Below are 13714 nucleotides of genomic sequence, written 5' to 3'. Positions count from 1 at the left end.
CTCACCCCATTTACCTAGTCATTTGCAACATATGTATTCATCCAGCCCACGGTCACCTTTCCCGACAAAAAAGTTACTTAAAAACCATAATTTTTCTGTAAAACTGACTTTCCGGAGCATACTTAAATGGATTAAAGAAGGCGCAAATCCGAATGTGATAATAACGCCAAAACTAAGTAATGATCTGCTAAATTTACTTACAGTTATTGAGGAACCATTTGGCAGGAAAGGAACGATATTAAGGAGTTCATCGATCTGGTTATTTACCAGGACGTTCCACTGGAAGTAACATTGGGGAGAAGAATACACAATTTTTTACAATCAAAGCAGCTTCGAAATGATCCTGAGGAGTTAGTCACCTTACTGGTTGACGGAACTTGTAGTATACAGGAAATTATTGAAACGATTATAAGGAAAATAACGGGATACATTTAATCTGGCCGAGGTAATCACTAAACAAAGCCCCTTCAGCGCTAGAATTAGCAGAAGGGGCTCTTCCAGTTCAATCCATTTCGTAAATCGTTCCGCTTTTGCTGGCGTACAGCTCGGCGTGCACCTTTTCCGCATAAGGGTCCGTCATGCCCGAAACATAGTCGGCGACAAAACGGGGCCAGCTCCACTTATTCTTGTGCCGTTCATAATTATCCATCCAATCAGGCGGGATAATGAGCCGTCCGTACTCCGGGACCTTAAAGCTGTCCCACAAGCGGCGCAGCATGACTTCGCTCCGCTTTTGCAGTCTTTGTACGCGAAAATCCTTCACCAACGTCACCCAGGCCAGCTTTTTCAAAATTTCCATCGTCCTCAGCAGCTCCAGGTCCTGCCGGCCGTCGCGCATGAACGTGACCTTTTTCCACCCTTTTGCGGGATCGTCGATTATGCCTACCTTTTCCGCGAAAGTGCTCACCCAACGGGCCTTCATCTCCCTCCGCGTGCGCGAGGATTCCTGGTCGCATTTGGCGTAAATGGACTCCCATTGCTCGAGGTAGTTGGCTAGAACGCTTTTTACCATCGCCCTGATATCGATCTGCTCCCAGGCCACTTCCACATTGCCATGATCGGCCAGTATTTCCTGCACGACAAGCTCCACAAGACGGTCGCTCTCGAAGAAGGTGGAGTTCATCTGGATTTTGCCGGCTCGGATCCCGTCCTCTATATCATGAGTGGAATAGGCGATATCATCGCTTAAATCCATCAGCTGGGCTTCCAGTGTCGAGCAGCCTTCCGGCATTCTCCATTTGTCGCGCAGTTGGCTGATGCCTTCCCATTCATCGCTGTATACTCCTTTAATCCGGTTAGGCTCATCGAGGCAAAAAGGGTATTTATTGATCGCAAGCAGCACCGCGGCTGTCAGATCGAGTCCGCTATCGCTGCCCGCCCGTTTTTCGAGAAACATAAGGATCCGGAAATTCTGCGCGTTCCCCTCATAAGAGAGGCCGTGCTCTTCCGTCAAAAGGCTGTTCAGCACCGCTTCGCCCTTGTGCCCGAAAGGAGGATGACCCAAGTCATGGGCCAGCGCCGCGCATTCGACCACGTCGGGATCGAGCATCAGACCGGGATGTTCCTGGCGGATGATGAATGTATATTGTTTGCCTATCCTCCTGGCTATCTCGCGGGCAATTTGCGAAACCTCGAGGGAATGGGTCAGCCTCGTCCTGTAGTAATCTCCGGTGCCGGCGCCGAATACTTGCGATTTGCCCTGCAGCCTGCGGAAGGCGGGAGATTGAATCAGCCGCGCATAATCCCGTTCGTATTCATCCCTCTCCTCGCTGAAAGTATTCAGCCTGGGTTCCACCAAGCGAAGCTTCCGCAGATCCATTGTTGTGTCCTCCCCGTTGTCTGTTTTTATTCGTTTCAGTTAAGGCTTATATTTCTGCTCAAAGACGATGCGTTCCTCTAAAGTCGGGTGACTGCCAAGGAAGAATCTGACCAGCTCCGGCGGACGGGTCTCGCTCAAATTGTATTTGGCCAGCTTCTGGAAGGAGGATACACCTGCGTCCGGGTTCTTCATCATGGCGATACTGTATTCGTCCGCCTGCCTTTCCATCACTCTGGATACTGCGCTTTGGACCGGAGAGGAGAAGAACAGCAGCATGGATGCGAGCAGCGCGAGAACCGGCAGCGAGCTGAGTTCGTGAGGCTTCCTTTCAGCTCCGCCAAGCCGCCGCAGCGTCCGCCCGTACAGCTTGTTCAGCAGATAAAAGAATACCAGATTCCCCGCTGCACCGAGCACCGTTCCCCAGATCACATGCTTCTTCACGTAGTGTCCCATCTCATGGGCCATAATGCTGAGAATCTCGTCGCGGTTCAATTTCGCGAGCGTCGTGTCCCACAAAACGATGCGCGCTGTTTTTCCGATCCCGTTCACGTAGGCGTTGAGCGCGGTGGTCTGTTTCGACATATCGACTTCATATACATCGTTCGCCGGAATGCCCGCTTTTTGGGCCAGCGACAGAATATCCTGCTTAAGCGCCGCATCCTGCAAAGATTTAAAATCGTTAAACACCGGATCGATGACCACCGGAGCAATAAACACGAACAGGAAAGTGAACGGGATGCTCCACAGCCACAGGCTCAGCCACCAGCGCCCGGCGTTCTTGCGTATGTAATACAGCAGAGTGAGCACGACCGGAATGTAAATGGCCGTATCCACGAGAAAAGACTTGGCCGTATCCCAAAGCCAGGACGGCCAGGGCTGCCGGGTGAGCCCATATTTATGCTTCAGGGCAAACAGCAGGATACCGACCGGCAGGCTGAGCAAAGTAAGGGTGAGAGACAGGATCGCGACAAATACGGCCGTCTGCAGAAAAAAGCCGCGAAATCGACCGGACACCTTCTGTCTAATCCGGTCGGCAAACCCGCTGAGAAACAGGATCAGCAGCAGCAGCCACTGGTACGGCGAACTGAGAAAATAGGCCAGATAACGGATCGTGGCATATTGATGGATTTTCAGAATCTCCGAATCGCTCATGAACGTCCTCGGATCCGCCGCAGTACCTTGCAGCTCGGGCGGAGTATGGCAGGCAGGCTGCATCAGAAAATACACAGTAATGAGCACGCAATAAACGGCGATAAACAGTAGAATGGCCGTGAACTTTCTTTTCATATGGATACCTCTCTCCTCACATACTCTTTTTTTCCACGTTTCCCGCCTCATTATTCTTATCCCTGACAATTAGCGGATACTATTATTATACGGCGTTCGAACATGTCATTCCTCTAGCAGTATGAGCGCTGCGGCGTTGCACGGCGGGTGGGCAGACCTCAGAGCGGAACCTCCATACCTTGACCACCGGGCTCTGTCTTGCCGAGGTCCCCTCTCCCCAGGCTCTCTTCCGCCAGCTTCAACCAGCGCTCAGCCACCGCTTCCCAAGTAAAATGCTCTCTCACCCGCCGGGCGCTCTGTTCCCCGTAAACCTGCAGCAGCTCCGCATCGTTCAGCAGCCTGATTGTGGATTCGGCGAGTTCGTCCGCGGTCTTCCTGGCGGGTATGAGCAATCCGGTCAGTCCGTGCCGGATGATCTCGCTCATCCCTCCGGCACGGGTGGCAATGACAGGCACCCCGCACGACATTGCCTCCACATTGACGAGCCCGAACGCTTCCCTGTTATCGGAAGGGACCAGAACGACATCCGCTATGCCAAACCAGTCTTGAATCCGGTCATGCGGAACGTAGGGGACAAACCTTACCGTCTCACCCATCGTTTTTCCCAGCCGGTGCAGCTTCCTTACATAGGGAGTCGTCCGGTTGGAACCATAGAAAGCCGCTCCCACTACCACAAGCAGCGCATCCGGCACCTTGTCCGTAATACGGGGCATAGCCTTAAGGATATGGTGGACGCCTTTCATCTCTATTAAACGCCCCACATACAAAATAACTTTTTTGCCGCTGCAGTCCATCTGCTTGATAAGGCTCTCTCTTCTTGCCAGTCCCTCCGGCGTCCACCTGGATACAAATGCCGCCGAATCGACGCCCAAATGGTTGACAGCAATGGCCGCTTCCTTTTCCGGGATGGTCTGAAGCAGCTGTTCCTTAAGGAAGAGGCTGTTCACAATGATTTTATCTGCGCAGCGCAGGCACGCTTTCAACTCTTCGGGGGAAATGCGGTTAGTGGATATAAATGTCGTGGAATGCAGGAATAGCCAGATCGGCAGCTTTGGAAACCTTCGGCGCAGGTACCGGACAAAACGGGGCCTGTTCTCCACTTGAATCAGGTCCGGCTTGTGCCTGCTCAGCCGTTCCGCCACTTTGCGGATGTAAACCGCTCCAGGACGGGACGAAGGCCTGCGGTAGGTGATGCCGGAGAGGATCTCGCGCCTCGGATGCGCCTCTCCCCTTCTCCCGTACACGGTGACATCCAATCGCTCCTTGAGCCTTAGAGCCACCTGCTCGACTACAGTCTCGACGGAGGAGCTGCCGGCCGAGGGAATGTGAAACGTTCCGGGCGTGATCACTGCCAGCTTCAATTTGCCCATAAGTGTCCCCCTATAAAATTTTTTTCCCTTCAACATATGCGCCTGTGCCCGAAAAAGCTATCGTTTTTCCACCAACACCCTCCTGCACTCGTCCATGCCCTTTCAGTTAAAATTCATAAAATATAAATAAAGCGATAACCGCCCCTAACCGACTAAGCCAGAGGAAGTGAACACGATATGGAACGTCCCTGCGTGGGGATTCTGGTCAACAATTGGCTGTACCGAAAAATTCCGGCGGGTATGACGCTTTACGAGAATGTCGATTTATATATCGAAGGGGGAGAGCGGCATGATTTGTCCGTTTGCTTCCTTCGTATCAAAGACTTGTACCCGTACCGGTCCCATGTTAAGGCTCTCGTTAAAACATCCACAGGATTCGTAGAACAACGGGTGCCGACTCCGAGGGTCATCCACAACCGGGCCATTTATTCCAATCTGGCGTATCAACGGGAGCTTGCGGAACTGGCAGCATCCGGATTGCAAATTTTCAACGGCTGGAACCGTTACGGAAAGCACTGTATCCATGAGCTGCTGATGCGGCAAATCGAGCTTCGCCCTCATCTGCCGGCTACGAACAAAGCGACTTTGTCGAATCTTCAGAAAATGATGCAAAGGTTCGACTCCCTGATGATCAAGCCGGATATCGGCAGTTTGGGCGCCGGCATCATGAAGATGGACCGCACCGACCGCGGCTGGCGGTTGGTTTCCCCCCGTGCCGCGTCCTCCGCAAACAGGAAATGGCGCATCCGGAATATTACTGCGCGCATTCCCCATTTTCTGATCGACGCCATACAAAAGAAGCCTTATCTCATCCAGCAAAGCCTCCCGCTCGCCACGTTCGAAGGCAGGCCGTTCGACCTGCGGGTAGCGGTGCAGAGAGGACTTGACGGAGACTGGCAGGTCACCGGGATAGCAGCCAAAGTGGCCGCCAAGCACGAATTTCTCACCAATGTAGCCCAAGGGGCAAGCGTTCATCCGCTCCAGGACATTTTGACGCACCATCCTGGGTTGGCTTACGATAAGGTGGAACGGGATATCAAGGATTTCTCACTGAAAACGGCCGAGCACCTGGGCACGCATCTGCCGCATTTGGCGGACATCGGGCTGGACATCGGCCTCACGGCCGAAGGCTACCCTTTGTTCATCGAGTGCAACTCCAAAGATCAGCGTTACTCGTTTAAGGAAGCGGGCCTGACGGAGGAATGGCGGCGGACTTATTGGAATCCGATGGCGTATGCCAAATATTTGCTGCAGCAATCGGATTCTTGACGGAAGACCGTTTACAGTATGCTTATGGCCGTCCGATAAAAAGCTTGCGGGCTTCAACAGTCCCTTCAAACACGTTTGAAATATTCGGCGCTTTCGATCATGGGCGTACAATCGTTGTGCGGTTCTTTCAAGCCGATTTCAAAGATAAACGGTTTGTTGTACACATAGGGTTTCACCATAGACCAATCAATCCGGCCCCTTCCAAGGGGAAGGCCGTCGTGGGTCTTTCCCATGCTGTCCACAACGTGAAAATATTTGGCGTACTCCTTTGTATTGTCCAAAACCTGCTTCAATCTTTCATTCGAGCCCCGGAGGGATATAAACGCGTGGCTGATATCGACGTTGACGTCCAGCTGCAGCGGTTTAATGATCTCGTCAATCAAATGAACATCTCCGTATGAAAACAATCCCTCGATGGTGTCCTCCCACAAAAAATGTTCCCCGCCGGGTAAATTATTGATTTTTTCGATTTCCTCGCGCATGTTCCTCAAGGCTTCCATGTCCAAATTTTTGGAGCTCTCCGTCTTGGCATAGTGAGCATGAATCACGCACCGGACCTGCTCGTCCCTGCATATTTGCGCAAGCAGACGGCTTGATTCCACATAATATGATTTCACTTCCGGATCTTCGCTTAGAATGTCCAGGTATTTGCCGTTGATTTTGGAAGGATGGTGAAGGTAAACGTCGATTCCTCTATCTTTTAAAAGCCTGATCGTACTGATCAGCCGAGCCGGTTCTTTTAACGAACGTTCTTCCAAATGCAATTCAACGATTTCAGGGTCGTACTGCAGCCTGTCCTGGGTGCAAACCGGATCCAGCGACGTCTTGACTCTTATGAAATTCAAAAGATCACCTTCCATTCGCTTTCCTTGTATGCTTTCTCAACACCTGATTCCTTTACTCTTTTCCTGGACACTGCCTTATATTCGACTATGGTATGCAATAATTAGAAGTCCTATAGATCATTTTATCCGCTGCGAAAAGGAGACGCAAACGGACGCAAACGGACGTTTGCGGGCGGTTTTTTTCTTGATTTATGGGAGGTTCTATGTCAAGATTACTGTTTAAGAGCATCTAATAACCATCGACAAGGATCAGGTGAAACAGATCAATGAAACCTTTGTTCCGACTTATGACCGAGCTTTCTTCCCGCAAATGGGTTTCACGGATAACCGGCAGGTTCGCCAAATCCGCAGTCAGCCGGGGATTGATCCCGCGTTTTGCCAAAACGTACGGAATCCGCATCGAGGATGCGGAGAAGCATGTAAGCGAATACGCGTCATTGAACGATTTTTTTACGAGACGTTTGAAAAAGGGGCTTCGTCCCATTGACCCCGACCAGTCTGTCGTGATCAGCCCCGTCGACGCTCTTATTACGGGAATCGGGCCCATTGTGGAAGGCGAAATGATGAATATAAAGGGCCAGGATTATACGGTCCAAGAACTGCTGAATCAATCGCCCAGGACGGTGAACTACAGGAACGGCACCTACATCGTACTTTACCTCAGCCCCACAGATTATCATCGGATTCACGCGCCGGTGACCGGGCAAATCATCGAGAAAGAGCTTATTTCAGGCAAGGTGTACCCTGTCAATGAATTCGGCCTGACGCAGATGACAAGAGTGCTGAGCCGCAATGTGCGATTGGTCACGTATGTGCAGCAGGAGTTCGGCGAATTGGCGATTGTCAAGGTGGGGGCGCTGAACGTCAGTTCCATCTCGTATGTGGAGCCTCTGGGCAGCCGCATCGAAAGAGGGCAGGAGCTGGCTTATTTTGAGTTTGGTTCCACAGTGGTGCTGCTGATGGAAAGCGGTATTTTCGCCCCGCGGCCGGACCTCAAGGCGGGCAGCAAGGTGAAAGTGGGCGAAGGATTGGGGCTCATTCACCCGAAAGCGTAGCACTGCACATATTATTTCACGCCCTTTGGTCCCATATGAACTGCATGGATCGCGTTCGCCCGAGAGCCTGGCACCGTACATCTTATAGCAGCCTGGAACCATACATCTTATTGCAGCATGGATCTATTCATATACATGAATTACTGCGACCTAAACAGCCGGAAAGGAGATTGCCCGATGCAGACGTCCGTCACGCGACCCATTGCGGTAAACCCAACGCTTTTTTCCATTCTATTTGCGGTGTCCTTTGTACATCTGTGCAACGATTCTTTGCAGTCGGCGATCCCGGCGCTCAATCCTCTGCTCATGAAATCGATGAACCTGAGCTATACGCAAATCGGGTGGATCCTTTTTGCGCTCAACCTTACCTCGTCGATTATGCAGCCTTTGGTCGGACTGTATACGGATAAAAAGCCCTCCCCATACCTGCTCCCGCTGGGCATGGCTTCCTCCCTGATCGGGATGGTAGGGCTTGCGTTCGCGCCGAATTATGTGTTCGTCGTCCTGTCCGTTATTTTCGTGGGACTCGGTTCCGCCGTATTCCATCCCGAAGCGTCCCGTGTGGCTTATATGGCCGCAGGGCCGAGGAGGGGGCTGGCGCAGAGCATTTTCCAGGTAGGCGGCAACACCGGCCAGGCGCTGCAGTCCATCCTGACTTTGATTATCTTCATCCCTTTCGGGCAGTTCGGAGCGATCTGGTTTACGGTCATTGCGGGCCTGGCTTTGATCATGCAGTTCATAATCGCCCGCTGGTACAACAATGTGCTTGCTTCCGCACCGCCGCGTCCCGCCAAAAAGTCCGCAGCCAACGTCGGGACCCGTCCCGCGGGCGCTTTGCGGATCGCTATTCTGCTCATCGTGTTCCTGGTGTTCGTACGGTCCTGGTACAGTGCGGGGATTACAAATTTCTACCAATACCATGTCGTGCACGAGTTTGGAATGACCTTGGAGAAGGCTCAATCGTACATTCTCTTGTTCATGATGGCCGGCGTGGCGGGCACCTTCCTGGGCGGGCCGCTGGCTGACCGGTTCGGCAAAAGCAGCATGATCTGGTTCTCGATGCTCGGCTCCGCGCCTTTTGCCCTGCTGCTTCCTTATGCAGATCCTTTCTGGTCTTATGTGCTGTGCTTGTTTAACGGCTTCATTCTGATGTCCGGCTTCTCCGTGATGGTCGTCTATGCCCAAGAGCTGTTTCCCGGCAAAATCGGCACCGTTTCCGGCCTTACGATCGGCCTGGCTTTTGGCATGGGGGCGGTGGGCTCGGTTGCCCTGGGTAAATTGATCGACACGTATAATGTCAAACTGGTGATGGAGTTTCTGTCCTTCCTGCCCTTGCTCGGCATTGTGACCGTCTTCCTGCCGTCGGATAAAAAGATCAGGCAGTGGTCGGAAAATTCGGAAGCGATTTCGGCCGGGTAGGCCTATTGTTCGCCGTGCTGAACAGACCGGCCAGGCCGGCGGTCTCATATGGGGGAGACTGGCTGGCCGGCCGCTCCGCCTTGGCGAGGCAGGCCGCACACTCACTCATTAGAAGGACAAGCCGCCTACTCCTGCCTGGCTGGCCAGCACTGACTGGTGGAAAAGCCGTGCTCCAGCCGTGTACAAGAGCAGCAGGGACGCGCTATCGGTGGAAGAACGCCAAGTGGATGCACAATTCACTATTTCCATTGTATTTTATACAGAAGATTAAGAGATATGGTGCCATTACATTACAGAGTCTCAATGCAAATAGTGCAATATTTCCGCGCAAAATCCCCTTTTCCCACCGTTATGTATGTATCGGATCTAACGGCAATTTCTCCGTGTAATTCGGCACTTTGAGCATGCAGGAGACATTTTCTGCAACATTAACGGGAGCTTTCTCCTAGGCCCCCTAATTAAACTGGAGTCCGAGCCCCCAATAAATTAGACTGAAGGTAATGGGAGGCGGGACAAAATGCGTTCGAAAAAAGTATTTGAAGAGACTCGGTTAAAGATCGTTCGAGAGGCCCTCTCAGGGATCAAGATTGCGGTATTAGCTAGAAAATACGAGATTCATCCCGAGACCATCCGTAACTGGCTTAGGGAGTACCGAGATCAAGTGGGTACCGACGAAATCCCTTCGACTGATGAACAAATTCAGGAGCTGAAAAGGCTTCAAGAGGTCGAAGAGAAATATGAGAAAGCAGTCAAAATTCTTGGTGAAAAAGAGCTTGAGATTGAAATACTGCGTGAACTCTTAAAAAAGAAGAACCCCGCTTATCCGAAAAATACGAAATAGCAGACCGGTTTATTAAGCGGGGTGAACAAGCAGCGCTAGTTCTGCGAATCATAGGTCTGTCAGAGTCAACTTACTACGATCGGAGGAAGCGAGCGGCTACAGAGACAGTTCACGCGTCTAACGGCCAGAAAGGTAGGCCCTGCCCCGGTTATTCATTGACAACCGAAGGGAAGAAAATAAGCGATGAACAGATTAAAGAATGGCTCTTGGAGCTTGTAGAAGGCGAGGAACATGTGTATGGGTATAAGCTCCTCGCCCAATCTCTCCGAAATGAGCGCGCATTGGTGCTGGATAAAAAGAAGTCCTATCGACTTTGTAAGGAACTCGGTATCCTGCAGAAACAGCGGGAGAAGCACACCAAGCACCCTCGCAGACTGCCTAAGAACCGCACAGTGACTGGACCGAACCAGCTGTGGCAAATGGATATTAAATACGGCTATGTTCCTGGTCGTGAACGCTTCTTTTTTGTACTCAGCATCATTGATGTGTTCGACCGTGTCGTCGTCGACTATTATAGAGGTCCTGTATGCGAAGCCAAACATGCCTGTCAAACGTTATGGCGAGCGCTACAGAAGCGAATCCATGCGGGAGAAACGCTACCCGTGATTCGCACGGACAACGGGCCTCAATTCGTCAGCACACTTTTCGGAGATACTTGTGAAAGTCTCGAAATGGTTCATGAGCGGATCCCGCCGCGAACCCCAAACATGAATGCATATATTGAATCCTTCCATAGCTTGCTGGAACGTGACCTCTTTTCAAAGATGGACTTCATGTCCTTTGAGGAGGCTTACGCCGAGATCGATCGTTACATGGACTTTTACAATAATCGAAAAATGCACGGCAGCTTAAAACGAATGCCGCCTGCTAAATTTTCAGAGTGGGTCATGCAACTGGAAGACCGTTCGATCTTCCACAAAGCCCTGTAAAATCTCGAGAAATAGAGCTATTCTGATAAACTACGGTTTTAATTGGTGCGGACTCCGGATTTAGGGGGCCTAGCCGCTTTTCCCGCAAACTATCCGAAAGAGCGTATCAGGGCAAGTTTAGCAGGAGCTTTTCCTTTTCCTCTTCGTCTTGTCCGGTGCTGTGCACTGACGTGGGTGCTGTGCCAGTGCTGCGCCGATGGCTGCAGAGTCATCCATATTTCACAAGGAGGCGTCCATCTATGAATATTCAACCGATAAAGTTAACAGGCACCAGAGTTAACCTTATCCCTTACGAGGAGTCCCATGCTCCCGCCCTATTCCAGGCACTGCAGGAACCGGCTGTCTGGGCGTACTCTGCGCCGATAAAGTGCGAAAACGATATGAGAAGCTACATGGCCTCAACTCTCGAAGAGTCCGCAAAAGGACTCGCTCTGCCCTTCAGTATCTGGGACCTGCGTTTAAATAAATTCGTCGGTACGACCCGTTTAGCAGATATTTCCGCTGCTCATCGCCAACTGGAGATCGGCTGGACGGCCCTCTCCCCCGAAATCTGGAGGACACGGGTGAACACCGAATGCAAATACATGCTGCTGCGGCACTGCTTCGAGGAGTTAGGGCTGATCCGTGTCCAGCTAAAAGCCGACAGCCGCAATACCCGCTCCTTGAACGCGATGGAACGGATCGGCGCCGTACGCGAAGGGGTGCTGCGCAGGCATCGGGTTCTGACGGACGGTTATGTGCGCGATACCGTCTATTACAGCTTCATCGACACGGAATGGCCCGAATCGAAAGCGCATTTAGAGCGGCTTCTGGCCAAAAACTATAATGAAGGGCAGAGTGCTCTCCCCGGTCTTTCCCGGTAGCCTGCATAAGTTGCCTAAACTCCCGCCCAAAAAAACAGGCGCAGCAGAGGCCTGCCTAATGGCCTCTGTTGCGCCAACTTTAGTTCCTGCCCCAAATTTTCTTTGAAGAGAAAAACAGACCACTGTGCGTGAACTGCACCCCAATTGTTAGACACCACTAACAGTTGGAGGTGCAGTTTTTTTATGGGTAAATTTAGTGCGGAAGAGAAGCTCCAAGCAGTACAAGCTTATTTGACAGGGAAAGAATCGTATAGGGAAATTGGAGCACGTATAGGCGTGGATCACAAATCTGTTGCAAAATGGGTGTCCCTTTATCAAGCGCATGGCATGGAAGGCTTGGTCACAAGGTATACAACCTATTCAAAAGAGTTTAAAATGGACGTACTGAATTTTATGAACGAATCAGGGACGTCTCTTTTAGAAACCGCCGCGACTTATAACATTCCAGCGCCTGCGACCATTCTACAGTGGAAAAGAGTTCTGGAAGAACGAGGTGAAGACGCCCTAGAACCAAAGAAAAAGGGGCGTCCATCCATGAAAAAAGAAACAAAGAAATCGACTCAAGTTGAAGGTTCGGTCGAAGCACTACAAGCAGAATTAGAGCGTCTTCGAATGGAGAACGCCTACCTAAAAAAGTTGAATGCCTTAGTTCAAAACAAGGAAAAATCACGAAGCAAGACAAAGCGCAAGTAATATTTGAACTAAGGCTAGAATTCCCCATTACTTCACTCATTCAACTGGCTCAGATTCCACGTAGCACGTATTATTACTGGGTAAGTACACTTGGTCGACGAGATAAAGATGCAGACTTAAAAGCCCGCATTACAGCCATCTATCATGAACACAAGGGTCGTTATGGTTATCGTCGTATTACAGATGAACTGCACAATGAAGGGCACCTAGTAAACCATAAAAAGGTGCAGCGCATTATGCGTGAACTTGGGTTGAAATGTACAGTTCGAATGAAAAAATATCGTTCATATAAAGGGAACGTCGGTAAAATCGCACCTAATATACTAAATCGAGATTTTCATGCAACAAAACCAAATCGGAAATGGGTAACGGACATTACTGAATTCCATCTATTTGGCGAGAAGCTATATCTCTCACCTATGTTGGATTTATTCAACGGGGAAATTATTACGTATACCATTGATTCTCGCCCAGTCTATTCTCTTGTGTCCAGGATGCTGGACCAAGCGTTTGAACGTTTGAATGAAGCCGATACACTTCTGATTCATTCCGATCAGGGCTGGCATTACCAAATGCGTAAGTATCAACAGGCGTTAAAGGAACGAGGGATTACTCAAAGTATGTCACGCAAAGGAAATTGTTACGATAATGCCGTTGTCGAAAATTTCTTTGGCATCTTAAAATCCGAATTCTTATATACACAGGAATTCGAGAGTATTGAAGAGTTCAAAGTGGAACTAGAAAAATACATCAACTACTATAATCACAAACGAATTAAGACAAAACTAAAAGGCATGAGCCCAGTGCAGTACCGAACTCATGCCTTGAAGGCAGCATAACTAAATAGTGTCTAACTTTTTGGGGTCACTTCACGTACAGTGGTTCGTTTTTCCAGTTTAGATTCCATATATCTTGGTATCGCTGATTATAGTCATTGTTTGATATGATCAACACAGGTCTTCTTTTTTGCGAAGTCAGGTCACTGAAGGGGATGGGAATCAGTACGATATCACCTTGATTAAGCATCGTTCCATACCTTATCGTCAATGTCGTTATGCCAAAAGTCCAAGCTGCTTTCAGCAGCTTGACTAAGCTCTTTTAGCATGCTGTTTTCCCGCTTCCTGACGAAATAACTCATTCACATCCGCCGTATTCACATGGAGGGAGACACAGTCGGGGTTAATCTCCTGATCCGTTAGATGCAGCATGATTTGCGATTCGCCCAGCTTAAAAAAATACATCCCTTCATGTCCATGCATATACTTATTTTATATAGCATTAAAAGGAAAAATCAAAATGAAGGCCTGGCCTCGCCGGAGAATTT

Annotated in this window: 13 protein-coding genes; 7 read left to right on the top strand and 6 right to left on the bottom strand. The window is 50.3% G+C overall.

Features of this window, described 5'->3' with window-relative positions:
- Positions 1 to 502 precede the first annotated feature (502 nt).
- The 3 genes from ACZ5N7_RS00065 to ACZ5N7_RS00055 all read right to left on the bottom strand — a co-directional run bounded on the left by ACZ5N7_RS00065 (position 503) and on the right by ACZ5N7_RS00055 (position 4476).
- Complete coding sequence (locus tag ACZ5N7_RS00065) at positions 503 to 1819, bottom strand: deoxyguanosinetriphosphate triphosphohydrolase family protein (protein WP_464656269.1); 1317 nt, start codon at positions 1817 to 1819, stop codon at positions 503 to 505.
- 39 nt (positions 1820 to 1858) lie between these two features.
- The gene (locus tag ACZ5N7_RS00060; RefSeq protein ID WP_464656267.1) at positions 1859 to 3106 is read right to left on the bottom strand and encodes a M48 family metallopeptidase; all 1248 of its coding nucleotides are present in this window, start codon (positions 3104 to 3106) and stop codon (positions 1859 to 1861) included.
- Positions 3107 to 3264: 158 nt separating this feature from the next.
- A complete protein-coding gene (locus tag ACZ5N7_RS00055) occupies positions 3265 to 4476 on the bottom strand; it encodes a glycosyltransferase family 4 protein (protein ID WP_464656266.1) in 1212 nt (403 codons plus the stop codon).
- Between the two features lie 177 nt (positions 4477 to 4653).
- Between ACZ5N7_RS00055 and ACZ5N7_RS00050 the strand changes: the two genes are divergently transcribed.
- Positions 4654 to 5745, top strand: a complete 1092-nt coding sequence (locus ACZ5N7_RS00050) for a YheC/YheD family endospore coat-associated protein (RefSeq protein WP_464656264.1) — start codon at positions 4654 to 4656, stop codon at positions 5743 to 5745.
- Positions 5746 to 5810: 65 nt separating this feature from the next.
- Here ACZ5N7_RS00050 and ACZ5N7_RS00045 read toward each other — a convergent pair whose 3' ends face one another.
- Positions 5811 to 6590, bottom strand: coding sequence for a TIM barrel protein (locus tag ACZ5N7_RS00045; RefSeq protein WP_464656262.1), 780 nt, complete (start codon positions 6588 to 6590; stop codon positions 5811 to 5813).
- A gap of 266 nt (positions 6591 to 6856) precedes the next feature.
- On the opposite strand from ACZ5N7_RS00045, the gene asd reads away from it, so the two are divergent.
- The 6 genes from asd to ACZ5N7_RS00015 all read left to right on the top strand — a co-directional run bounded on the left by asd (position 6857) and on the right by ACZ5N7_RS00015 (position 13229).
- Positions 6857 to 7645: an archaetidylserine decarboxylase gene (gene asd / locus ACZ5N7_RS00040; RefSeq protein ID WP_464656260.1), complete on the top strand. Its 789-nt coding sequence runs from the start codon at positions 6857 to 6859 to the stop codon at positions 7643 to 7645.
- A 177-nt stretch (positions 7646 to 7822) separates the two neighbouring features.
- A complete protein-coding gene (locus ACZ5N7_RS00035) occupies positions 7823 to 9064 on the top strand; it encodes an MFS transporter (protein ID WP_464656258.1) in 1242 nt (413 codons plus the stop codon).
- Positions 9065 to 9581: 517 nt separating this feature from the next.
- Positions 9582 to 9905 carry a transposase gene (locus tag ACZ5N7_RS00030; protein WP_464656153.1) on the top strand — a complete coding sequence of 108 codons (324 nt, stop codon included), beginning with the start codon at positions 9582 to 9584 and terminating at the stop codon, positions 9903 to 9905.
- Positions 9902 to 10834, top strand: coding sequence for an IS3 family transposase (locus tag ACZ5N7_RS00025; protein WP_464659363.1), 933 nt, complete (start codon positions 9902 to 9904; stop codon positions 10832 to 10834). The genes ACZ5N7_RS00030 and ACZ5N7_RS00025 overlap by 4 nt, the downstream gene beginning before the upstream one ends.
- Positions 10835 to 11073: 239 nt before the next feature.
- Complete coding sequence (locus tag ACZ5N7_RS00020; protein ID WP_464656256.1) at positions 11074 to 11697, top strand: GNAT family N-acetyltransferase; 624 nt, start codon at positions 11074 to 11076, stop codon at positions 11695 to 11697.
- Between the two features lie 183 nt (positions 11698 to 11880).
- Positions 11881 to 13229 (top strand): IS3 family transposase gene (locus ACZ5N7_RS00015; protein WP_464654521.1). Its coding sequence is split into 2 segments (ribosomal slippage): positions 11881 to 12325 and positions 12325 to 13229, totalling 1350 coding nucleotides; the frame shifts between segments, so codons are not numbered across the junction.
- 25 nt (positions 13230 to 13254) lie between these two features.
- Here ACZ5N7_RS00015 and ACZ5N7_RS00010 read toward each other — a convergent pair.
- Positions 13255 to 13416 (bottom strand): type II toxin-antitoxin system PemK/MazF family toxin, encoded by a 162-nt coding sequence (locus tag ACZ5N7_RS00010; protein WP_464656254.1) that lies wholly within the window; start codon positions 13414 to 13416, stop codon positions 13255 to 13257.
- Positions 13417 to 13478: 62 nt separating this feature from the next.
- Complete coding sequence (locus ACZ5N7_RS00005; protein ID WP_464656252.1) at positions 13479 to 13631, bottom strand: hypothetical protein; 153 nt, start codon at positions 13629 to 13631, stop codon at positions 13479 to 13481.
- Positions 13632 to 13714: the final 83 nt, after the last annotated feature.

It is taken from the genome of Paenibacillus sp. JCM 18996 (genome assembly GCF_055392555.1).
The sequence above is the reverse complement of the archived record's forward strand: the minus strand, read 5'-3'. Positions and strand labels throughout refer to the sequence as shown.